Annotated in this window: 18 protein-coding genes, 2 tRNA genes and 4 rRNA genes; 11 read left to right on the top strand and 13 right to left on the bottom strand. The window is 58.1% G+C overall.

Going from position 1 to position 22,891, the window contains the following annotated elements; genetic code table 11:
- Nucleotides 1–106: 106 nt before the first annotated feature.
- From KI241_RS00585 to KI241_RS00540, 10 genes are all read right to left on the bottom strand, one after another.
- Nucleotides 107–742: a hypothetical protein gene (locus KI241_RS00585; RefSeq protein ID WP_042728961.1), complete on the bottom strand. Its 636-nt coding sequence runs from the start codon at nucleotides 740–742 to the stop codon at nucleotides 107–109.
- Between the two features lie 183 nt (nucleotides 743–925).
- Nucleotides 926–1,041 (bottom strand): 5S ribosomal RNA (gene rrf / locus KI241_RS00580).
- A 105-nt stretch (nucleotides 1,042–1,146) separates the two neighbouring features.
- Nucleotides 1,147–1,262 (bottom strand): 5S ribosomal RNA (gene rrf, locus KI241_RS00575).
- A gap of 137 nt (nucleotides 1,263–1,399) precedes the next feature.
- Nucleotides 1,400–4,291: ribosomal RNA gene (locus KI241_RS00570) — 23S ribosomal RNA — on the bottom strand.
- A gap of 246 nt (nucleotides 4,292–4,537) precedes the next feature.
- Nucleotides 4,538–4,613: transfer RNA gene (locus tag KI241_RS00565), tRNA-Ala, on the bottom strand.
- 30 nt (nucleotides 4,614–4,643) lie between these two features.
- Nucleotides 4,644–4,720: transfer RNA gene (locus KI241_RS00560), tRNA-Ile, on the bottom strand.
- 82 nt (nucleotides 4,721–4,802) lie between these two features.
- A 16S ribosomal RNA gene (locus tag KI241_RS00555) occupies nucleotides 4,803–6,338 on the bottom strand.
- The 16S, 23S and 5S rRNA genes sit together here with 2 tRNA genes alongside, the layout of an rRNA operon.
- A 300-nt stretch (nucleotides 6,339–6,638) precedes the next feature.
- Complete coding sequence (locus KI241_RS00550; RefSeq protein WP_212803232.1) at nucleotides 6,639–6,818, bottom strand: hypothetical protein; 180 nt, start codon at nucleotides 6,816–6,818, stop codon at nucleotides 6,639–6,641.
- 146 nt (nucleotides 6,819–6,964) lie between these two features.
- On the bottom strand, nucleotides 6,965–8,185 hold the full coding sequence (locus KI241_RS00545) for a CaiB/BaiF CoA-transferase family protein (protein ID WP_212803231.1): 1,221 nt from the start codon (nucleotides 8,183–8,185) through the stop codon (nucleotides 6,965–6,967).
- A 13-nt stretch (nucleotides 8,186–8,198) separates the two neighbouring features.
- Nucleotides 8,199–9,380, bottom strand: a complete 1,182-nt coding sequence (locus KI241_RS00540; RefSeq protein WP_039593369.1) for an acyl-CoA dehydrogenase — start codon at nucleotides 9,378–9,380, stop codon at nucleotides 8,199–8,201.
- A gap of 156 nt (nucleotides 9,381–9,536) precedes the next feature.
- Here KI241_RS00540 and KI241_RS00535 point away from each other — a divergent pair, with 156 nt between their 5' ends.
- From KI241_RS00535 to KI241_RS00490, 10 genes are all read left to right on the top strand, one after another.
- Complete coding sequence (locus tag KI241_RS00535; RefSeq protein ID WP_123579331.1) at nucleotides 9,537–10,436, top strand: LysR family transcriptional regulator; 900 nt, start codon at nucleotides 9,537–9,539, stop codon at nucleotides 10,434–10,436.
- A 430-nt stretch (nucleotides 10,437–10,866) separates the two neighbouring features.
- On the top strand, nucleotides 10,867–11,988 hold the full coding sequence (locus tag KI241_RS00530; RefSeq protein WP_042731839.1) for a Re/Si-specific NAD(P)(+) transhydrogenase subunit alpha: 1,122 nt from the start codon (nucleotides 10,867–10,869) through the stop codon (nucleotides 11,986–11,988).
- A gap of 15 nt (nucleotides 11,989–12,003) precedes the next feature.
- Entirely contained in the window at nucleotides 12,004–12,327 is a 324-nt protein-coding gene (locus KI241_RS00525; protein WP_003187010.1) for an NAD(P) transhydrogenase subunit alpha, read from the top strand.
- Nucleotides 12,327–13,763, top strand: a complete 1,437-nt coding sequence (locus tag KI241_RS00520) for an NAD(P)(+) transhydrogenase (Re/Si-specific) subunit beta (RefSeq protein WP_042731840.1) — start codon at nucleotides 12,327–12,329, stop codon at nucleotides 13,761–13,763. The genes KI241_RS00525 and KI241_RS00520 overlap by 1 nt, the downstream gene beginning before the upstream one ends.
- A gap of 201 nt (nucleotides 13,764–13,964) precedes the next feature.
- On the top strand, nucleotides 13,965–15,458 hold the full coding sequence (locus tag KI241_RS00515; protein WP_042731841.1) for an acetyl-CoA hydrolase/transferase family protein: 1,494 nt from the start codon (nucleotides 13,965–13,967) through the stop codon (nucleotides 15,456–15,458).
- A 318-nt stretch (nucleotides 15,459–15,776) separates the two neighbouring features.
- On the top strand, nucleotides 15,777–15,992 hold the full coding sequence (locus KI241_RS00510) for a DUF1127 domain-containing protein (protein ID WP_042730562.1): 216 nt from the start codon (nucleotides 15,777–15,779) through the stop codon (nucleotides 15,990–15,992).
- A 337-nt stretch (nucleotides 15,993–16,329) separates the two neighbouring features.
- Nucleotides 16,330–16,647, top strand: a complete 318-nt coding sequence (locus KI241_RS00505; protein WP_042730544.1) for a DUF2388 domain-containing protein — start codon at nucleotides 16,330–16,332, stop codon at nucleotides 16,645–16,647.
- A gap of 106 nt (nucleotides 16,648–16,753) precedes the next feature.
- Nucleotides 16,754–17,062: a DUF2388 domain-containing protein gene (locus tag KI241_RS00500; protein WP_212803230.1), complete on the top strand. Its 309-nt coding sequence runs from the start codon at nucleotides 16,754–16,756 to the stop codon at nucleotides 17,060–17,062.
- 26 nt (nucleotides 17,063–17,088) lie between these two features.
- Entirely contained in the window at nucleotides 17,089–17,409 is a 321-nt protein-coding gene (locus KI241_RS00495; protein WP_003187020.1) for a DUF2388 domain-containing protein, read from the top strand.
- Nucleotides 17,406–19,367, top strand: coding sequence for a DUF4105 domain-containing protein (locus KI241_RS00490; RefSeq protein ID WP_042730546.1), 1,962 nt, complete (start codon nucleotides 17,406–17,408; stop codon nucleotides 19,365–19,367). The genes KI241_RS00495 and KI241_RS00490 overlap by 4 nt, the downstream gene beginning before the upstream one ends.
- An 87-nt stretch (nucleotides 19,368–19,454) precedes the next feature.
- Here the strand turns inward: KI241_RS00490 and trpA are convergent, their stop codons facing one another.
- Both trpA and trpB read right to left on the bottom strand, forming a co-directional pair.
- Complete coding sequence (gene trpA, locus KI241_RS00485) at nucleotides 19,455–20,261, bottom strand: tryptophan synthase subunit alpha (RefSeq protein ID WP_042730547.1); 807 nt, start codon at nucleotides 20,259–20,261, stop codon at nucleotides 19,455–19,457.
- Nucleotides 20,261–21,493, bottom strand: coding sequence for a tryptophan synthase subunit beta (trpB, locus tag KI241_RS00480; protein WP_047739317.1), 1,233 nt, complete (start codon nucleotides 21,491–21,493; stop codon nucleotides 20,261–20,263). Before trpB ends, trpA begins: the two co-directional genes overlap by 1 nt.
- Before the next feature lie 113 nt (nucleotides 21,494–21,606).
- Here trpB and KI241_RS00475 point away from each other — a divergent pair, with 113 nt between their 5' ends.
- Entirely contained in the window at nucleotides 21,607–22,524 is a 918-nt protein-coding gene (locus KI241_RS00475) for a LysR family transcriptional regulator (protein ID WP_042730549.1), read from the top strand.
- On the opposite strand, the gene KI241_RS00470 is transcribed toward KI241_RS00475, so the two are convergent.
- Nucleotides 22,497–22,823, bottom strand: a complete 327-nt coding sequence (locus KI241_RS00470) for a DUF883 family protein (RefSeq protein ID WP_042730550.1) — start codon at nucleotides 22,821–22,823, stop codon at nucleotides 22,497–22,499. The genes KI241_RS00475 and KI241_RS00470 overlap by 28 nt on opposite strands.
- Nucleotides 22,824–22,891: the final 68 nt, after the last annotated feature.

The following is a 22,891-nucleotide window of genomic DNA, read 5'->3' as shown; positions in this document are numbered from 1 at the left end:
CGCAAAGGGGTGTGGCTCGACGCCGTGAAGTGGAGGGGAGATTACCATCACGCAGGCCTTCGGGCCCAATGTTTAAAGGGGTAAAAACCTGTTCTTGAGAGGTGGTCTACGAATATTGGACTTCAATTTCGTCGAGTTGATGGTCGAAGGTCTTGAGCCGGGCGCTCCATGTGTAGACCAGCACTTCGAAATCACGGTTGATCACCGCGGCGCCAGATGAGTCAGCCCGCGAATCGCAGAAATCCAGCTGGTAGCGCTCCCGGGCCATGGCGTTAGCGACATCACACAGCTCACGCGCGTTATTGAGCCAATGCCAACCGTCCTGGGTGACTTGCTTGTCCAAGGCGGCGCATTGGACCTTCAGGGCTTCGAGACTCTTTTCCAGCGGAGTGCCGGTGAGCTCTCCCATGACCTCCTGAAAAGTGCGGCCCGGCTGCCAGTAGCTGCCCCAGAAGTATCGGTCGAACACTGTTTCCACTCGCCGCAGCGCCACCTTGGTGTCCCAGATCAGCACCAGGGTCTTGCCTTGCTCAAGGTGTTTTTTCTTGATGCGTTGGCCTTGCAAGGATGCCCAGGCCACGGTTGCGATGGAGATCACACCGATCAACGCCGCCGCGCTGTCCAGGAAGAGCAGCGCCTTGTCGATCTGGTGAGTGAGCATGACGCCATAGAAGTAGGTGGCCGAGAGCAGCAACAACGCCGCAATCGCGCACCAGAAGCCAGGAGCATAAGGGTTTTTCATTATTGGAATCCCCATGACCAGTGACGTCGCGGGCCCTTGGTTCGAGGTACCCCGACTATCACAGCATAGCAACGGCAACGGGGTTTGCCGGGGCATCACGGACAATCAACGCTTGATCCGATTACCGGCCCAAAACGACAAAACCCCTGTCTGCGTCAGCAGACAGGGGTTTTGGGAATTCAATCTTGACGATGACCTACTCTCACATGGGGAAACCCCAAACTACCATCGGCGATGCATCGTTTCACTGCTGAGTTCGGGATGGGATCAGGTGGTTCCAATGCTCTATGGTCGTCAAGAAATTCTGTGTCCCGCCCGTTCAACAACAACGAGCCGGAGAAAATCGATAACTTCTACTAAAACAAAACCCCAACTGCTTTCGCAATTGGGGTTTCGGAATTTAATCTTGACGATGACCTACTCTCACATGGGGAAACCCCACACTACCATCGGCGATGCATCGTTTCACTTCTGAGTTCGGGATGGGATCAGGTGGTTCCAATGCTCTATGGTCGTCAAGAAATTCTTGAGCCAGCGCGCTTTTCAGCGTTCCAGCAAATCGGGTATGTGATCGGGTGTGAGCCGCAAACTTTCGGTTTGTTTCGTCTTCACCACACCGCAATCTGGCTTTCTAAGCGCAAATTGCTTGGGTGTTATATGGTCAAGCCTCACGGGCAATTAGTACAGGTTAGCTCAACGCCTCACAGCGCTTACACACCCTGCCTATCAACGTCGTAGTCTTCGACGGCCCTTCAGGGAGCTCAAGGCCCCAGTGAGATCTCATCTTGAGGCAAGTTTCCCGCTTAGATGCTTTCAGCGGTTATCTTTTCCGAACATAGCTACCCGGCAATGCCACTGGCGTGACAACCGGAACACCAGAGGTTCGTCCACTCCGGTCCTCTCGTACTAGGAGCAGCCCCTCTCAAATCTCAAACGTCCACGGCAGATAGGGACCGAACTGTCTCACGACGTTCTAAACCCAGCTCGCGTACCACTTTAAATGGCGAACAGCCATACCCTTGGGACCGGCTTCAGCCCCAGGATGTGATGAGCCGACATCGAGGTGCCAAACACCGCCGTCGATATGAACTCTTGGGCGGTATCAGCCTGTTATCCCCGGAGTACCTTTTATCCGTTGAGCGATGGCCCTTCCATACAGAACCACCGGATCACTAAGACCTACTTTCGTACCTGCTCGACGTGTCTGTCTCGCAGTCAAGCGCGCTTTTGCCTTTATACTCTACGACCGATTTCCGACCGGTCTGAGCGCACCTTCGTACTCCTCCGTTACTCTTTAGGAGGAGACCGCCCCAGTCAAACTACCCACCATACACTGTCCTCGATCCGGATAACGGACCTGAGTTAGAACCTCAAAGTTGCCAGGGTGGTATTTCAAGGATGGCTCCACGCAGACTGGCGTCCACGCTTCAAAGCCTCCCACCTATCCTACACAAGCAAATTCAAAGTCCAGTGCAAAGCTATAGTAAAGGTTCACGGGGTCTTTCCGTCTAGCCGCGGATACACTGCATCTTCACAGCGATTTCAATTTCACTGAGTCTCGGGTGGAGACAGCGCCGCCATCGTTACGCCATTCGTGCAGGTCGGAACTTACCCGACAAGGAATTTCGCTACCTTAGGACCGTTATAGTTACGGCCGCCGTTTACCGGGGCTTCGATCAAGAGCTTCGCGTTAGCTAACCCCATCAATTAACCTTCCGGCACCGGGCAGGCGTCACACCCTATACGTCCACTTTCGTGTTTGCAGAGTGCTGTGTTTTTAATAAACAGTCGCAGCGGCCTGGTATCTTCGACCGGCGTGGGCTTACGCAGCAAGTGCTTCACCCTCACCGGCGCACCTTCTCCCGAAGTTACGGTGCCATTTTGCCTAGTTCCTTCACCCGAGTTCTCTCAAGCGCCTTGGTATTCTCTACCCAACCACCTGTGTCGGTTTGGGGTACGGTTCCTGGTTACCTGAAGCTTAGAAGCTTTTCTTGGAAGCATGGCATCAACCACTTCGTCACCCAAAGGGTAACTCGTCATCAGCTCTCGGCCTTGAAACCCCGGATTTACCTAAGATTTCAGCCTACCACCTTAAACTTGGACAACCAACGCCAAGCTGGCCTAGCCTTCTCCGTCCCTCCATCGCAATAACCAGAAGTACAGGAATATTAACCTGTTTTCCATCGACTACGCTTTTCAGCCTCGCCTTAGGGACCGACTAACCCTGCGTCGATTAACGTTGCGCAGGAAACCTTGGTCTTTCGGCGTGGGTGTTTTTCACACCCATTGTCGTTACTCATGTCAGCATTCGCACTTCTGATACCTCCAGCAAGCTTCTCAACTCACCTTCACAGGCTTACAGAACGCTCCTCTACCGCATCACTTACGTGATACCCGTAGCTTCGGTGTATGGTTTGAGCCCCGTTAAATCTTCCGCGCAGGCCGACTCGACTAGTGAGCTATTACGCTTTCTTTAAAGGGTGGCTGCTTCTAAGCCAACCTCCTAGCTGTCTAAGCCTTCCCACATCGTTTCCCACTTAACCATAACTTTGGGACCTTAGCTGACGGTCTGGGTTGTTTCCCTTTTCACGACGGACGTTAGCACCCGCCGTGTGTCTCCCATGCTCGGCACTTGTAGGTATTCGGAGTTTGCATCGGTTTGGTAAGTCGGGATGACCCCCTAGCCGAAACAGTGCTCTACCCCCTACAGTGATACATGAGGCGCTACCTAAATAGCTTTCGAGGAGAACCAGCTATCTCCGAGCTTGATTAGCCTTTCACTCCGATCCACAGGTCATCCGCTAACTTTTCAACGGTAGTCGGTTCGGTCCTCCAGTCAGTGTTACCTAACCTTCAACCTGCCCATGGATAGATCGCCCGGTTTCGGGTCTATTCCCAGCGACTAGACGCCCTATTAAGACTCGCTTTCGCTACGCCTCCCCTATTCGGTTAAGCTCGCCACTGAAAATAAGTCGCTGACCCATTATACAAAAGGTACGCAGTCACAGAACAAAGTCTGCTCCCACTGCTTGTACGCATACGGTTTCAGGATCTATTTCACTCCCCTCTCCGGGGTTCTTTTCGCCTTTCCCTCACGGTACTAGTTCACTATCGGTCAGTCAGTAGTATTTAGCCTTGGAGGATGGTCCCCCCATATTCAGACAAAGTTTCTCGTGCTCCGTCCTACTCGATTTCACTTCTAAGATCCTTTCGCGTACAGGGCTATCACCCACTATGGCCGCACTTTCCAGAGCGTTCCGCTAAAATCAAAGAAGCTTAAGGGCTAGTCCCCGTTCGCTCGCCACTACTAAGGGAATCTCGGTTGATTTCTTTTCCTCAGGGTACTTAGATGTTTCAGTTCCCCTGGTTCGCTTCTTGCACCTATGTATTCAGTGCAAGATAACCATCTTATGATGGCTGGGTTCCCCCATTCAGACATCTCCGGATCACAGTCTGTTTGCCGACTCCCCGAAGCTTTTCGCAGGCTACCACGTCTTTCATCGCCTCTGACTGCCAAGGCATCCACCGTATGCGCTTCTTCACTTGACCATATAACCCCAAGCAATCTGGTTATACTGTGAAGACGACATTCGCCGAAAATTTGCATGCTCAATTAAGAACGCTCACAAATTTTACCTTAGCCTGATCCGTTACCAGTGAAAGTAACGTTCAGTCTATCTTTCTATCACATACCCAAATTTTTAAAGAACGATCCAGTCAAAAGACCAGAAATCAACATTCACCATCGCGTCGATGGAATGCTCATTTCTAAGCTTTCAGTCTCAGAAGCAGTAGTGGTGGAGCCAAGCGGGATCGAACCGCTGACCTCCTGCGTGCAAGGCAGGCGCTCTCCCAGCTGAGCTATGGCCCCGTATTTCTACAGGCGTTTCCCACACAAAATTGGTGGGTCTGGGCAGATTCGAACTGCCGACCTCACCCTTATCAGGGGTGCGCTCTAACCAACTGAGCTACAGACCCAATTTCGGGCTGCTTCTAATCGTCTTCTTCAATGAATCAAGCAATTCGTGTGGGAGCTCATGAAGCCGCTGCTGTCGTCGATTAAGGAGGTGATCCAGCCGCAGGTTCCCCTACGGCTACCTTGTTACGACTTCACCCCAGTCATGAATCACACCGTGGTAACCGTCCCCCGAAGGTTAGACTAGCTACTTCTGGTGCAACCCACTCCCATGGTGTGACGGGCGGTGTGTACAAGGCCCGGGAACGTATTCACCGCGACATTCTGATTCGCGATTACTAGCGATTCCGACTTCACGCAGTCGAGTTGCAGACTGCGATCCGGACTACGATCGGTTTTATGGGATTAGCTCCACCTCGCGGCTTGGCAACCCTCTGTACCGACCATTGTAGCACGTGTGTAGCCCAGGCCGTAAGGGCCATGATGACTTGACGTCATCCCCACCTTCCTCCGGTTTGTCACCGGCAGTCTCCTTAGAGTGCCCACCATAACGTGCTGGTAACTAAGGACAAGGGTTGCGCTCGTTACGGGACTTAACCCAACATCTCACGACACGAGCTGACGACAGCCATGCAGCACCTGTCTCAATGCTCCCGAAGGCACCAATCCATCTCTGGAAAGTTCATTGGATGTCAAGGCCTGGTAAGGTTCTTCGCGTTGCTTCGAATTAAACCACATGCTCCACCGCTTGTGCGGGCCCCCGTCAATTCATTTGAGTTTTAACCTTGCGGCCGTACTCCCCAGGCGGTCAACTTAATGCGTTAGCTGCGCCACTAAGAGCTCAAGGCTCCCAACGGCTAGTTGACATCGTTTACGGCGTGGACTACCAGGGTATCTAATCCTGTTTGCTCCCCACGCTTTCGCACCTCAGTGTCAGTATCAGTCCAGGTGGTCGCCTTCGCCACTGGTGTTCCTTCCTATATCTACGCATTTCACCGCTACACAGGAAATTCCACCACCCTCTACCATACTCTAGCTCGACAGTTTTGAATGCAGTTCCCAGGTTGAGCCCGGGGCTTTCACATCCAACTTAACGAACCACCTACGCGCGCTTTACGCCCAGTAATTCCGATTAACGCTTGCACCCTCTGTATTACCGCGGCTGCTGGCACAGAGTTAGCCGGTGCTTATTCTGTCGGTAACGTCAAAATTGCAGAGTATTAATCTACAACCCTTCCTCCCAACTTAAAGTGCTTTACAATCCGAAGACCTTCTTCACACACGCGGCATGGCTGGATCAGGCTTTCGCCCATTGTCCAATATTCCCCACTGCTGCCTCCCGTAGGAGTCTGGACCGTGTCTCAGTTCCAGTGTGACTGATCATCCTCTCAGACCAGTTACGGATCGTCGCCTTGGTGAGCCATTACCTCACCAACTAGCTAATCCGACCTAGGCTCATCTGATAGCGCAAGGCCCGAAGGTCCCCTGCTTTCTCCCGTAGGACGTATGCGGTATTAGCGTTCGTTTCCGAACGTTATCCCCCACTACCAGGCAGATTCCTAGGCATTACTCACCCGTCCGCCGCTCTCAAGAGGCGCAAGCACCTCTCTACCGCTCGACTTGCATGTGTTAGGCCTGCCGCCAGCGTTCAATCTGAGCCATGATCAAACTCTTCAGTTCAAACATCTTTGGGTTTTGAGAAAACCCTAAACTTGGCTCAGCAATCGTTGGTTACATCTTTGATTTCTCGCGGAGTAACTTGTGATGCTGATAATCTGTTGACTAGCAGTCTGACTCCACAAGCACCCACACGAATTGCTTGATTCAGTTGTTAAAGAGCGGTGGTTGATTCTTTCGTCTCAACCGAGGCGCGCATTCTACAGCGCCTGGTGTTGCTGTCAAGCGGTTATTTAAGAAGTTTTTCAAAGCTTCCCGTGGGAAACACTAACAACTTCAACCACTTGCGCTTTCGATCTCTCGTTAGCGGGAGGCGAATTCTACAGCGTTGTTCGCTGCTGTCAACACCTCTTTTTCACCGCTTTCGATCGAGAGGATCGAACCGTTGATAAAGCCAAACGACAGCGCCTTATCCACGGCTTCCGGACTTCGATGAACTGAAGCCCTGCACTGCCTAAAATCGTTTAACTCATTGAAACTCAAGGAGTTTTTCGTTTCGACTGCGCCGGAAGTGGGGCGAATTATAGACGTCTGGAATCTGCCGTCAACACTTAATTTCACTTTCCTATCAATAAGTTAAGTGAGCCCGGAAAACCCTTATTGGGGCCTATCTATATAGAAGGACGGTTTCAAAGAACGCCAGCTTCCTTGAGTGCGGTCACCGCGGCCTCGTCCAACCCCAGCACGCGCCGGAGCACTTCCTGGGTATGTTCCCCCAGCAAAGGCGGCGCGCTGCGGTATTCAACGGGCGTCTCGGACAGACGAATCGGACTAGCCACTTGAGGTACTTTGCCGGCCAGCGCATGAGGCAGCTCCACCGCCAGCCCTCGGGCCTGCACCTGTGGATCCGCGAACACCTGCGCCAGATCATTGATCGGCCCACACGGCACACCCGCCTGCTCCAACTGAGCCACCCATTGCGCCGTGGTCTTGAACACCGTCGCCTGGCGAATCAAGGGGATCAGCACCGTCCGGTTCGCCACCCGCAGTTTATTCGTCGCAAACCGTGGATCATCGGCCCACTGAGGTTGCCCGGCCACCTCGGCGAATTTGCGGAACTGGCTGTCATTACCCACGGTGAGAATGAAGTCGCCATCAGCCGTAGGAAAATCCTGATAAGGCACGATATTCGGATGAGCGTTGCCCAACCGCTTCGGCGCCTGCCCCGTGGTCAGGTAGTTCATCGCCTGGTTGGCCAAACAAGCCACCTGGACGTCCAGCAGGGCCATATCAATGTGCTGCCCGCCACCCACCTGATCGCGATGAGCCAACGCCGCCAGAATCGCAACGGTCGAATACAGGCCCGTAAGGATATCCGTCAGCGCCACCCCGACCTTCACCGGGCCCGCCCCCTCGTCACCTTCAGGCCGACCGGTAAGACTCATCAGGCCGCCGAGCCCCTGGATCATGAAGTCATACCCGGCACGCTTGGCATAAGGTCCAGTCTGGCCAAAGCCGGTAATCGAGCAATAGATCAGTTGCGGATTGATCGCTTTCAGCGAGTCATAGTCCAGGCCATAAGCCGCCAGCCCGCCCACCTTGAAATTCTCGATCAGGATGTCGGACTTGGCCGCAAGCTCCCGAACCAGTTGCTGCCCTTCCGGGCGCGTGAGGTCGATCGTTACCGATTGCTTGTTGCGATTGGCCGACAGGTAATAAGCCGCTTCGGTCGTATTCTCGCCAGACGCATCCTTCAGGAACGGCGGGCCCCAGGCACGCGTGTCGTCACCATTGCCAGGGCGCTCGACCTTGATAACCTCCGCCCCCAGGTCCGCCAGGATCTGTCCGGCCCACGGCCCGGCCAATACTCTCGATAAGTCCAGCACCCGCAGATGCGAAAGCGCGCCCATGACAGCTCTCCTATTAATAGAACGCCTGGATACCGGTTTGCGCACGCCCCAGGATCAGCGCATGAACGTCGTGGGTACCTTCATAGGTGTTCACGACTTCCAGGTTCACCAAATGACGCGCGATACCAAACTCATCGGATATGCCGTTGCCGCCCAGCATGTCCCGCGCCATGCGGGCGATATCCAGGGATTTACCGCAGGAGTTGCGCTTCATGATCGACGTGATTTCGACCGCAGCCGAACCCTCATCCTTCATACGGCCCAGGCGCAGGCAACCCTGCAAGGCCAGCGTGATTTCTGTCTGCATGTCGGCCAGTTTCTTCTGGATCAGCTGATTAGCCGCCAGAGGACGGCCAAACTGCTGGCGATCCAGCGTGTACTGGCGAGCGGTGTGCCAGCAGAATTCAGCAGCACCCAACGCGCCCCAGGAAATGCCATAGCGTGCCGAGTTCAAGCAAGTGAACGGCCCCTTCAGGCCACGCACATCCGGGAAGATGTTTTCTTCGGGGACAAACACGTTATCCATGACGATCTCGCCGGTGATCGACGCACGCAAACCAACCTTGCCATGGATGGCCGGAGCGCTCAGGCCTTTCCAGCCTTTTTCGAGAACGAAGCCGCGGATATCGCCCGCGTCATCCTTACCCCAGACGACAAACACGTCGGCTATCGGGCTGTTGGTGATCCACATCTTGCTGCCCGTCAGGCTGTAGCCGCCTTCCACCTTGCGCGCACGAGTAATCATCGCGCCAGGGTCGGAACCGTGGTTCGGCTCCGTCAGGCCAAAGCAGCCGATCCATTCACCGGAGGCCAGCTTGGGCAAGTACTTCTGCTTCTGTGCTTCGGTGCCAAATTCATTGATCGGCACCATGACCAAGGAGGATTGGACGCTCATCATCGAGCGATAGCCGGAATCGACACGCTCCACTTCACGCGCAATCAGGCCATAGCTGACATAGTTCAGCCCGCTGCCACCGTATTGTTCGGGAATGGTTGCACCCAGCAGCCCCACTTCGCCCATCTCGCGAAAGATCGCCGGGTCGGTCTTTTCATGACGGAAAGCTTCCAGCACCCGCGGCGCCAGCTTCTGCTGGGCAAACTGCTCGGCAGTGTCGCGGATCATGCGCTCTTCTTCGGTGAGTTGCTGGTCCAGCAACAATGGATCGATCCAGTTGAAGCTCGCTTTACCGGCCATGAAAGAGTCCTCGCCAATTAGATGAAAATCGTGGGTTGATCCTAGGCGCGGTTTCCTACAAGGGCAAACGAGGATTACGCATCCTCTTGTGCTAATTTCTCACTCCGTAAATGCCGTATACCCTGTTTACAACGGTAATGAGTGAGGTAGCCGTACATGCGCCGCAAAATCCCCAGTACCGCCGCCCTGATCAGCTTCGAGGCCGCCGCCCGGCATGAGAGCTTCACCAAGGCCGCTCAAGAACTTTCCCTGACCCAAGGTGCCATCTGCCGACAGATCGCGGGCCTGGAAGACTTCCTCAGCGTCGAGCTTTTTCGACGTTCACGGCGAGGAGTCAAATTGACCGAGGCAGGCCTTTCCTACAGTCGGCGGGTGGCCGCTCAATTGGATGCCGTTGAGCGAGATGCGCTGTCAGTGATGGGGCATACCGGTGCGAACGTGATCGAGCTGGCTGTGGTCCCGACGTTCGGTACCCAATGGCTGCTGCCCCGCCTCAAGGATTTCCAACAGCAGCACCCGGAGGTCACCGTTAACCTGACGAACCGCACACGACCCTTTCTCTTTGCAGACACGGAATTTGACGCCGCCATCTATTTCGGTGATGCGGACTGGTCCGGGACCGAGTCCCACAAACTGATGGGTGAGAATCCGATGCCGGTGTGCAGCCCAGCACTACTGGATGGCCGCAAAGGTCTGACGCCAGAAGCCATCGCCGAACTCCCCCTGCTCCAGCAGACCACTCGTCCTTATGCATGGCGCCAATGGTTCAACGCCCAGAACCTGAACATCGCTCGCGACCTGACAGGCCCGCGTTATGAACTATTCTCCATGCTGGCCCAAGCGGCCATGCACGACATGGGCATTGCCCTGATCCCGCCGTTTCTGATCCAGCGCGAACTGGCGGAAAAGCGCCTGGTCATTGCCAATCGCAGCGCGCTGTCGAGCATCAAGGCTTATTACCTGATGATCCCGGAACGCAAGGTGGAGTCGGCGTCGCTCCGTGCTTTTCGTGATTGGCTGGTGGATCAGGCCAAGGACTATCACCTTGAAAAATAGCCATAAATCGATAACCGACTCCGGTAGTCAGCTAATAAAAAGCGCTACAGATATAAGTTTTTGTCGCTTTCAGTCAATCTGTTGGAAATCAGTACGGTAGTCTCGAAAGCGTTTAAATACGTGGCTTTGAGCCATATCGCCATATTCACCAATGCATATTCACCTGATTCATGGCAAAACCTTTGAAAACCCCCTGAAGCCTTACGGGGCAAGGGTTTCAGAGGAACGTCCAGGGGCGCTTGCGACATTCGGTCACAGGGTGACTTGTAGTTAATTTTCCGTCACACGTCATAATCCCTTGAAGGCCTGAATTTTCGCCTGCAAAATGCCGCGCCCCGCCTGAATCAGTGGGGCCGTGCTGATCCGCCGCCCCAACCGCACCATCCGAAGTGCATGGGTTTACTCAATAAGATCACGCAGGAGATTTGACGTGCACATTGGTGTTCCCCTCGAAACCCAACCGGGTGAAACACGGGTTGCTGCTACCCCGGAAACCATCAAGAAGCTGATCGGCCAAGGCCACAAAGTCACCGTCCAGAGCGGCGCCGGCATCAAGGCCAGCGTTATCGACAGTGCTTACGAGGCAGCAGGCGCCACCATTGGCAGCGCCAGCGAGGCATTCGGCGCCGAGCTGATTCTCAAGGTGGTCGCCCCCAACGACAGCGAACTGACGTTGATCAAACGCGGCACCGTTCTGGTAGGCATGCTCAACCCGTTCAACAACGAAACCATCGCCAAGCTGGCCGAGTGCGGCATTACCGCGTTCGCCCTGGAGGCCGCGCCGCGCACCTCGCGCGCGCAAAGCCTGGATGTGCTGTCATCTCAAGCGAACATTGCCGGCTACAAGGCCGTGCTGTTGGCTGCCCACTACTACCCACGCTTCATGCCGATGCTGATGACCGCGGCGGGTACCGTGAAAGCGGCGCGCGTGCTGATTCTCGGCGCGGGTGTGGCCGGGTTGCAGGCGATTGCCACGGCTAAGCGCCTGGGTGCAGTGATCGAGGCTTCGGATGTGCGTCCGGCTGTGAAGGAACAGATCGAGTCCCTCGGCGCCAAGTTCGTAGACGTGCCTTACGAAACCGACGAGGAGCGTGAGTGCGCCGTTGGCGTGGGCGGTTACGCCCGGCCAATGCCCGCCAGTTGGATGCAGCGCCAGGCGCAAGCCGTGCATGAGCGCGCCAAACAGGCCGACATCGTCATCACCACCGCGTTGATCCCGGGCCGCAAGGCTCCGACCCTGCTGAGCGCCGACACCGTCGCGCAGATGAAACCCGGCTCGGTGGTCATCGACCTCGCCGCAGCCCAGGGCGGCAACTGCCCGCTGACCGTGGCCGATCAAGTGGTGGTCGAGCATGGCGTGACCATCGTCGGCCCGACCAACCTGGCCGGTGAGGTCGCCGCTGACGCGTCGGCGCTGTATGCCCGCAACCTGCTGGACTTCCTGAAGCTGGTCTTCACCAAGGAAGGTCAGTTCGACGTGAACCTGGAAGACGACATCGTCGCCGCGTGCCTGATGTGCCGCGATGGCCAGGTCATCCGCAAAAACGCCTAAGCAGGGATTCAGACAATGGAAGAGCTTATCTCCCCCGGTATCTACAACCTGATCATCTTCGTGCTGGCTATTTATGTCGGTTACCACGTGGTCTGGAACGTCACACCTGCGCTGCACACGCCATTGATGGCGGTGACCAACGCCATTTCGGCCATCGTGATCGTCGGCGCCATGCTCGCCGCCGCGCTGACGGTCACGCCCCTGGGCAAAACCATGGGCACCCTCGCTGTGGCCCTGGCCGCCGTGAACGTGTTCGGTGGCTTCCTGGTGACGCGCCGCATGCTTGAAATGTTCAAGAAAAAAGCCCCGAAAGCCGTAAAAGAAGAGGCGCCCAAGTAATGAGCATGAACCTGGTAACGACGCTCTACCTGATCGCGTCGATCTGCTTCATCCAGGCCCTCAAAGGCCTGTCGCACCCGACCACGTCCCGTCGCGGCAACCTGTTCGGCATGCTCGGCATGGCGCTGGCGGTCCTCACCACCGTCGGCCTCATTTATAAGCTGGGCGCTGAGCTGGCAACCGCCGGCATCGGCTACGTCATCGTCGGCCTGCTGATCGGCGGTACCGCCGGCTCGATCATGGCCAAACGCGTCGAGATGACCAAGATGCCGGAACTGGTCGCTTTCATGCACAGCATGATCGGCCTGGCAGCGGTGTTCATCGCCATTGCCGCCGTCGTCGAGCCGCAATCGCTGGGCATCGTCAAGCAACTGGGCGATTCGATTCCGGCCGGTAACCGCCTAGAGCTGTTCCTCGGCGCGGCAATTGGTGCAATCACCTTCTCCGGCTCGGTGATCGCCTTCGGCAAGCTGTCCGGCAAGTACAAGTTCCGCCTGTTCCAGGGCGCACCCGTACAGTTCGGTGGCCAGCACAAGCTCAACCTGATCCTGGGCCTGGCCACGCTGGGCCTGGGCCTGACCTTCATGTTCACTGGCAACCTCGGCGCATTCGCCTTGATGCTGGCCCTGGCGTTCGTGCTGGGCGTGTTGATCATTATCCCGATCGGTGGCGCCGACATGCCGGTGGTGGTGTCGATGCTCAACAGTTATTCGGGTTGGGCAGCCGCGGGCATTGGCTTCTCGCTGAACAACTCGATGCTGATCATCGCCGGCTCCCTGGTGGGTTCGAGCGGTGCGATCCTGTCGTACATCATGTGCAAGGCGATGAACCGTTCGTTCTTCAACGTGCTGCTGGGCGGCTTCGGCAACAGCGCCGACGCGGCAGGCCCGGCCGGTTCGCAAGAGGCCCGTCCGGTGAAGTCCGGTTCGGCGGACGATGCGACGTTCCTGCTGACCAACGCCGACACGGTCATCATCGTTCCGGGCTACGGCCTGGCGGTGGCACGCGCACAACACGCGTTGAAAGAGCTGACCGAGAAGCTGACCCACCACGGCGTAACGGTGAAATACGCGATCCACCCGGTGGCGGGCCGCATGCCCGGGCACATGAACGTACTGCTGGCCGAGGCCGAAGTGCCTTATGACCAGGTGTTCGAGATGGAGGACATCAACTCCGAGTTCGGCCAGGCCGATGTGGTGCTGGTGCTCGGCGCCAACGACGTGGTCAACCCGGCGGCGAAGAACGATCCGAAATCGCCGATTGCCGGCATGCCGATCCTCGAGGCCTTCAAGGCCAAGACCATCATCGTCAACAAGCGCTCCATGGCCAGCGGCTACGCCGGCCTGGATAACGAACTGTTCTACCTCGACAAGACCATGATGGTCTTCGGTGACGCCAAGAAGGTCATCGAAGACATGGTCAAAGCCGTGGAATAAACACTCCCTCGCTTCGTCAAAACGCCCCGCCTCGTCGGGGCGTTTTGATTTGTATCAAGGCCCAGCGTTACCGATCCGGTAATAATGTTTTGCCTGAAACCCCCGTAATAGACGCCTTAAATGCGACTTTTGTAGCGGGTCGGGCATGGCGCGAATTCACTAGACTGCGCACTCCTTGCTTCCAGCCCGAGATAACACACCATGTACCGTGATCGCATCCGCCTGCCTTCGTTGTTGAACAAAGTGATGAGCGCCGAGCAAGCCGCCCTGCTGATCCAGGACGGGATGACCGTCGGCATGAGCGGTTTCACCCGTGCCGGCGAAGCGAAAGCGGTACCTCACGCGCTGGCCCAACGCGCCAAGGTCACTCCGCTGAAGATCAGCCTGATGACCGGTGCGAGCCTGGGGAACGACCTCGACAAAGAGCTCACCGAAGCCGGCGTACTGGCCCGGCGTATGCCCTTCCAGGTCGATAGCACGCTGCGCAAGGCGATCAACGCAGGCGAAGTGATGTTCATCGACCAGCATCTTTCGGAAACCGTCGAGCAACTGCGCAACGCCCAACTCAAGCTGCCCGATGTTGCCGTGATCGAAGCCGTCGCCATCACCGAGCAAGGCCACATCGTACCGACCACGTCGGTGGGCAACTCCGCCAGCTTCGCCATCTTTGCCCGACAGGTGATCGTGGAAATCAACCTGGCCCACAATCCGAACCTGGAAGGGTTGCATGACATCTATATTCCGACCTATCGGCCGACCCGCACGCCAATACCGCTGGTGAAGGTCGACGACCGCATTGGCAGTACCGCGATCCCGATCCCGCCGGAAAAAATCGCCGCCATCGTCATCACCCATCAGGGCGATTCACCCTCGACCGTCACGCCACCGGATAACGACACCCAGGCCATTGCAGATCACCTGATCGAGTTCTTCAAGCAGGAAGTGGCGGCTGGGCGCCTGACCAACAAGCTCGGCCCGCTGCAGGCCGGCATCGGCAATATTGCCAACGCGGTGATGTGCGGGTTGATCGACTCTCCGTTCGAAGACCTGACCATGTATTCCGAAGTCCTGCAGGACTCCACGTTCGATTTGATCGACGCCGGCAAACTGAGCTTCGCCTCGGGCAGCTCCATCACGCTGTCGAGCCGGCGCAATGCCGATGTGTTCGGGAACCTGGAGCGCTACCAGGACAAACTGGTCCTGCGCCCACAGGAAATTTCCAACCATCCCGAGGTGGTGCGCCGCCTGGGCATCATTGGTATCAACACTGCGCTGGAGTTCGACCTGTATGGCAACGTCAACTCTACCCACGTCTGTGGCACACGGATGATGAACGGCATCGGCGGCTCGGGGGACTTTGCCCGTAATGCGCACCTGTCCATTTTCGTCACCAAGTCGATTGCCAAGGGCGGTGCGATTTCCAGCGTCGTGCCAATGGTCAGCCATGTGGACCATACCGAGCATGATGTCGACATCCTGGTGACCGAGATCGGCCTCGCCGACCTTCGGGGCCTGGCTCCAAGGGAACGGGCACGCGTGGTCATCGACAAGTGTGTGCACCCTAGCTATCGCGAGGCCTTGAACCAGTATTTCGAAGCAGCATGCAAACTGGGAGGCCATACCCCGCACATTCTGCGTGATGCACTGAGTTGGCACGTGAACCTGGAAGAAACCGGTCGCATGTTGGCGGTTTGACACAGTTGGATCGGCCTATTGGCAATTACAGTTTTGGCCATGCTCGGCAACTCAGCTCACTCTCGTCAAAAACTGTACTGCTGTACCGGTGTTTTCTTACAGTCTTTTCCTAGAAACACTTGCCAGACCTCCAGTTTCGCACCAAGTTGGAGCACATAGGTACAGTTGCCTCAATATCGACCAGTACACCGCTGTTTAACAGTTAACTGGTCTCTCACAATACAGGTGAACTGTATCTAGAGAGACTGGCCAAACGAGAGGATCATGGGCACCAGTCAAACCACTACCTAATCCCGCCACAAGCGGAAGGATGTCACCATGGAACGTACACTCAGTTCCGAGCTGTTCTTCGAAGACAACGCTGCAAAAAACCAGGCTTCCCTGCCTCTTCGCGTTATTGCCAACCTGATGCTGTGGCAGCGCCGCATCGCCAGCCGCCATCAACTGGCTCGTCTGGATTCGCGCCTGCTGGCTGACGCCGGTATCAGCGAAGCACAACGCTACGAAGAGCTGAGCAAGCCGTTCTGGCGCTAACTCAGCGTCGCTGGCCCTGACCCTCCGGGTCCACCGCCAGCACTGAATTGAACAAACAAGACCCGTCGTGGGAAACCACGACGGGTCTTGTCGTTTCAGGTCCTCGATAGGGTAAAAAAGCGGCACCATAACAGTTTATAGATTAATAAAAATCTACCAGCACAGTTATGTTGGAGGCGGCACTGAATCAATGACATCAGAACTGATCAGTCATGCAGGGCTGCCAGCCGACTCGTTCTGCCCTAATATCGGTGCAACCGTGGCGAAGCGAGTCGAGCATGCGTCTCCTCTCCAGCTACACGCACCGACATCACCTCAATGCCCAAGGAGTTCCATCATGACCCGTCTTCGTCTGCTTAGCGCAGTTGCCTTGCTGGCCGTAGCCGCCCAGTCCAACGCCAGCAGCTTCATCGTCACGACCGATTCCCTCGTCGGCGCATTGAAGGCCACTTCCGACGCGACCTCCGATGCCACTTCGTCACTGCGGGACAACAAAATCGTCCAGGCGGCCCGTGACGACGCCGCCAGCTTCGTGGCCAGCGAAGGTGCCATTCGCGGCGTGAAGCTGGAAAGCGCCCTGGACTACATCCGCCACCAGGCACCTCAGTTGAACGCCACCGACGCGCAGTTGGCCCAGGCCATCCTGGTTATCTGATGCAACATGAAACATCGGGCTTCAAAATATGTTCCGATGTTTCAACGCTGGCTCTGGGCCGGGGGTTTGCGCTAGCCTTCAGGTCCACCGTCAACCGTCGAGCCCCATGCGTTTTTACTCAGATCTGTTCTTAGCAATTGCCTGTGTAGCGGCGTGCTGGTCTGTTCCGGCCCATGCCTTCGATGTGTCCACGCAGCAAGTGGTGGCCAGCGGCTATGCCACGAGCATGGTGACCTCTGCGCCCTTCGACCATAAACTGATCGTCGCCGCTCACGATGACGCCGCGGCGTTTGTCGCCAGTGACGGACAGCTGCGAGGTGCACAACTGGAATCGGCCCTGGACTACCTGCGCCGGACCCAACCAAACCTTCACGTCAGCGACCTTGAACTGGCACAAGCAATTCTCGTCCAATAGTTATCTTTATTCTCCGGAGTCGTTCCATGCGTAGCCCGCTGATTGCTGCCGCCCTAGGCCTGCTGGTACTGGCCGATGTGGCCCAGGCACATACCCTGGTAGCCACCAGTAACATCATCGTCCGCGCCTCCCAGCGCACGATCGATTTCACTTCCGACACCACCACGTCGATCCGCGATTCGAAAATCGTCCGCGAAGCCCACGACGATGCCGCTAGTTTTGTCGCCAGCAATGGCGAGATCCGTGGCGCTCATCTCGAGGCAGCCTTCGACACCTTGCGCACCCGCGTGCCGGAAGCGCGTGACGCCAGCGACCAGGTTCTCGCCGAAGCCATCCTCGCATTGTGAGGCGGCTCGCCGCCTGGCTGACGGCCGGGGTCCTGTTGCTCATGGGCAGCACGGCCCAGGCCGGCCTGCAACTGCACCTCAACACCGAAGGGCTCAGCCCCGCACAACAGCAGGCCAGCCAGGCGCTGCTCGATGAGGCCATGCAGGCCCTGCCGCCGCGCTTCATCGAACGTCTGGACCGACGCATCGATGTCGGCTGGACCGACCAGATGCCAGCCAATGCTTACGGCCAGGCTTCGCTGGTGTCGCAACTGGACCTCAACAGCAACCTGCTCGACAGCCTCACCGACGGCAGCGCCGCGACCCAAAAGACCCACCGCCCCCACGGCACTGTGCGGCGAGAGATGCTCGCCACGGTGCTCCATGAACTGACCCACATCTATGACCGTTCGCGTCTATGGCCTGATGCCGAACGCGCGCTGATCCAGCGCTGCACCCGACGCAACGACAGCGCCGGGCTGATCGGCCTTCCAGACGAATGCCGCGGTCAGAACGGCCGCCGCTTTACCCTCAGCGATGATCCACGCTTGCTGGACCTCGCCGGCTGGCCGCAGTACGTAGGTCGGCGCGGCGAACGGGAACAACACAATCGCCAGGTCGCCCGCAGCCCGGACCTCTACGAAACAAGCAGCCCCAAGGAATTCGTCGCGGTCAACATGGAGTACTTCCTCCTGGACTCCAGCTATGCCTGCCGCCGACCCGCCCTGTACCGTTATTATCAGGAACACTTCGGCTGGGCTCCCGCTGCCAAGGACGCCTGCGCCAAGTCGTTCGCCTTCCTCAACGCCGGCAACGACTTCGCGAAGACCCCGCTGGGCAAGGTCGACCCGGAGCGAGTCTACGCCATCGATTATCTGCTGGCCGAAGCCAATCAGAACTGGGTCAGCCGCTGGGGCCACAGCATGCTGCGACTGGTGATCTGTGCTCCAGGCCGCCCCCGTGGCCCCGACTGCCGGCTGGACCTGGACCAACACCTGGTGCTGTCGTATCGCGCTTTCGTGGGCGATGTGCAGTTGTCCAGTTGGGACGGCCTGGTGGGCAAATACCCGTCGCGCCTGTTCGTATTGCCGTTGTCCCAGGTGATCGACGAGTACACCAAGACCGAACTACGCAGCCTGGCGTCGGTGCCACTGAAGCTGTCACGCCGCGAAATCGAGGAAACCGTCGAACACGCCGCCGAAATGCACTGGAGCTATGACGGCAACTATTACTTCCTGTCCAATAACTGCGCAGTCGAGAGCTTGAAACTGCTGCGCAGCGGCAGTAACAACCAGCAACTCACCGGCCTGGACAGCATCATGCCCAATGGTTTGCTGGAAGTGCTCAAGGGTCGGGGCCTGGCCGACACCAGCGTGCTGGACGACCCCAAGGAAGCCTTGCGCCTGGGCTACCGCTTCGACTCGTTCCGCGAACGCTACCAGGCCATGTTCAACGTGCTGAAAAAGTACCTGCCCATCAAGCAACAAACCGTGGAAGACTGGCTGGCCCTGGATGCCGCCGAGCGCCGCGTCTGGTTCGAGCAGGCCGATCTGCGCACCAGCGCGGCATTGCTGTTGCTGGAGCAGGCCAGCTACCGCCGGCAGTTGCTGCTGGCCCAGGACGAGGTCAAGCAACGCTACCTCGGAGCCCGCGAGCTGCAAAACGGCGGCATGGAAAGGGCGAATGCCACGCTGCAACAGATTCTCGCCAACAGCGGTTTTCTGAGCCGCCCCGCCGAGTTGCTGGGCACAAGCGGCTACGGATTGCCCCAACCCAGTGAGTGGCAGCGCCTGGAATCGGAGAGCAACTTGCGACAGAAACAGTTGCAAACGCTGACCGGCGACCTGGACAAGGAAGTCCGGGCATTACTGGAGCCAAGCCGCGCCGCCGAAATTGCAGCGAGCGAGGCCAACGTCAAAGAGATCGGCGAGCACCTGCGAAAACTGCACAAGGCAGGCGGAGGGTTGGAGTTGCCCTGACGCCAGCCACCGACCACGTCATGCACAACAAAAAAGGGTTCAGAACCTGGTTCTGAACCCTTTTTCGTATCCCGCTGGCTGAAACACTCAGCGCGCGTTACGCACACCCTCGGCCAATGCGGCACACAAACTCAGTACACCATCGATTGCCTGGGCCGGGGTATCGGCGCTGGCGATATGATCGATCAACGCCGAGCCGACCACCACGCCATCGGCCAATCGTGCGATCGCCGCGGCCTGCTCCGGTGTGCGGATGCCAAAACCAATGCTGATGGGCAAATCGGTATGACGACGCAGGCGGGTCACGGCTTCTTCGACGTGCTCCAGGGTGGCGGCGCCAGCACCGGTCACGCCCGCTACCGATACGTAGTAGACGAAGCCCGAGCTGCCGTTGAGTACGGTGGGCAGCCGCACATCGTCGGTGGTGGGCGTCGTCAGGCGGATGAAGTCCAGCCCCGCTGCCTGGGCCGGATCGCACAGCTCAGCGTTGTGCTCTGGCGGCATGTCGACCACGATCAGGCCATCAACGCCAGAATCCAGCGCCTCGCCGATGAAACGCTGAACGCCATAGCGATGGATCGGGTTGAAGTAGCCCATCAGCACCAGCGGCGTCTGGTTATTGTCCTTGCGGAACTCGCGCACCATCTGCAGGGTTTTCGCCAGGTTCTGCTGGGCGCCCAAGGCACGGATGTTCGCCAACTGGATCGCCGGGCCGTCAGCCATCGGGTCGGTGAACGGCATTCCCAACTCGATCACGTCGGCACCGGCCGCCGGCAGGCCCTTGAGGATCGCCAGCGACGTGTCGTAGTCCGGATCACCGGCCGTGACGAACGTCACCAGGGCAGCGCGGTTCAGTTGCTTGAGTTCGGCAAAACGGGTTTGCAGGCGGCTCATCAGTGTTTCTCCTGCTGGGACTGTTCCATGTGGTGCATCACGGTTTGCATGTCTTTGTCGCCACGGCCGGACAGGTTGACCACCATCAGGTGATCCTTGGGCAGGTTGGGCGCGCGCTTGAACACTTCAGCCAGGGCATGGGCGCTTTCCAGCGCAGGAATGATCCCTTCCAGGCGGCAGCACTTGTGGAACGCTTCCAGGGCTTCGGCATCAGTGACCGAGGTGTACTGGACGCGGCCGATGTCGTGCAACCAGGCGTGCTCCGGGCCGATACCCGGATAATCGAGGCCGGCGGAAATCGAATGAGCGTCGATGATCTGGCCGTCGTCGTCCTGCAGCAGGAAGGTGCGATTGCCGTGCAGCACACCCGGCACGCCGCCGTTCAGACTCGCCGCATGTTTACCGGTCTCGATGCCATAGCCGGCGGCCTCGACGCCGATGATGTCGACGCTCTTGTCGTCCAGGAACGGGTGAAACAGGCCCATGGCATTGGAGCCGCCACCGATGCACGCCACCAGGCTGTCCGGCAGGCGGCCTTCCTGGGCTTGCAGTTGATCGCGGGTTTCCTTGCCAATGACGGCCTGGAAGTCGCGCACCATGGCTGGATAAGGGTGCGGGCCTGCCACCGTGCCGATCAGGTAGAACGTGCTGTCGACGTTGGTCACCCAATCGCGCAGCGCTTCGTTCATCGCGTCTTTCAAGGTGCCCGTGCCAGCCACCACCGGGATCACCTCAGCGCCCAGCAGCTTCATGCGGAACACGTTGGCCTGCTGGCGTTCGATGTCGGTGGTGCCCATGTAGATCACGCAATCGAGCCCGAACCGTGCGGCCACGGTGGCAGTGGCCACGCCGTGCATGCCGGCGCCGGTCTCGGCGATGATGCGTTTTTTACCCATGCGCCGCGCCAGCAGGATCTGGCCGATGCAGTTGTTGATCTTGTGGGCGCCGGTGTGGTTCAGCTCCTCGCGCTTGAGGTAGATCTTGGCGCCGCCGCAGTATTCGGTCAGGCGTTCGGCGAAATAGAGTGGGCTCGGACGCCCGACGTAATCGCGCTGGAAGTAGGCCAACTCCTCGATAAACGCAGGATCTTCCTTCGCCGCTTCGTATTCACGGGCCAGGTCCAGGATCAGCGGCATCAGGGTTTCGGCCACATAGCGGCCGCCGAATGCACCGAACAGGCCATTGGCGTCGGGGCCACTGCGCAGGTTGAAAGGGGTCGTAGGCTGGGTCATCGGGGCGCTCCAGGCAAATGTGTAGAGAGACAATGAGGCTCACTCTACCCCTGACATTGCCCGCTGAAAACCGATAAGATCGCCACAACCTGTCAGGAAAACTCACAGATAAAATGCGCCACGATCTTCCTCCGCTCAACGCCCTGCGCGCCTTCGAGGCCACCGCCCGCCTCAACAGCGTAAGCCAGGCGGCCGAACAACTGCACGTGACCCACGGCGCGGTCAGTCGCCAGCTCAAAGCACTGGAGGAACACTTGGGCGTGAGCCTGTTCGTCAAGGATGGGCGCGGCTTGAAACTCACAGATGCGGGCGCACGTCTGCGCGACGCCAGCAGCGACGCCTTCGAACGCCTGCGCAGCGTGTGCGCGGAACTGACCCAAAGCACGGCGGATGCTCCGTTCGTACTGGGTTGCTCGGGCAGCCTGCTGGCGCGCTGGTTCATTCCCCGCCTGGGCCGGCTCAATGCCGACTTGCCGGACCTGCGCCTGCACCTGTCCGCCGGTGAAGGCGACCTGGACCCCAGGCGACCGGGCCTGGACGCCTTGCTGGTCTTCGCCGAACCGCCCTGGCCAGCCGACATGCAGGTGTATGAACTGGCGGTCGAACGCATCGGCCCGGTGATGAGCCCGCACTACGCCGGGTTCGCCCGGCTGCAAGGCGCCCCGGCCAATGCGCTGCTGGATGAGCCGCTGCTGCACACCACGTCCCGCCCCCAGGCGTGGCCGACCTGGGCACAGCAAAACGCCCTCGAATCCCGGGCACTGACATTCGGGCAAGGCTTCGAACATTTGTATTATTTGCTGGAGGCCGCCGTCGCCGGACTGGGCGTCGCTATCGCCCCCGAGCCGTTGGTGGCCGAGGACGTACGTGCCGGGCGGCTGGTCGCGCCCTGGGGCTTCGGTGAAACCCCGGCGCGACTGGCGTTGTGGCTACCCAAGCGCGCCGCGGACGGGCGCGCTCGTCAATTGGCCCAGTGGCTCAGGCATGAGTTGGGCCAACCGGCTCAGTCACCGCGTTTGCACAACAGGTAAGCGGCCAGCAGGCCAATGGCCCCCACCGCGACACCGGCCGTGGTCCAAGGGTGCTCTTGCGCGTAATCGCGAGTGGCGAGCCCGGTTTCGCGGGTTTTCACCTTGACCTCTTCATACGCATCGCTGAGCAGGTGCCGAGAATGTTTCAACGCACTTTCGGCATTCGCCTTGAGCGTCTTGAGGGTCTTGCGCGACTCATCAGAGGCGTCGTCCTTCAAGCTTTCCAACGACTTGAGCAGACTCTCGATCTCCGCTTCCATGCTTTGCAACGAGGCTTTACGTAACGAATTGCTGGCCATGGTGGCTCTCTCCTGCAGTGGTTGAGTGGTGTGAATTGGGACTCCAGCCATTTCTGAAAGTGCAGTAA

The sequence above is a fragment of the Pseudomonas sp. Cab53 genome, assembly GCF_018325965.1.
Lineage (GTDB): Bacteria > Pseudomonadota > Gammaproteobacteria > Pseudomonadales > Pseudomonadaceae > Aquipseudomonas > Aquipseudomonas chlororaphis_E.
This window is presented reverse-complemented; position numbering and strand designations above follow the sequence as displayed.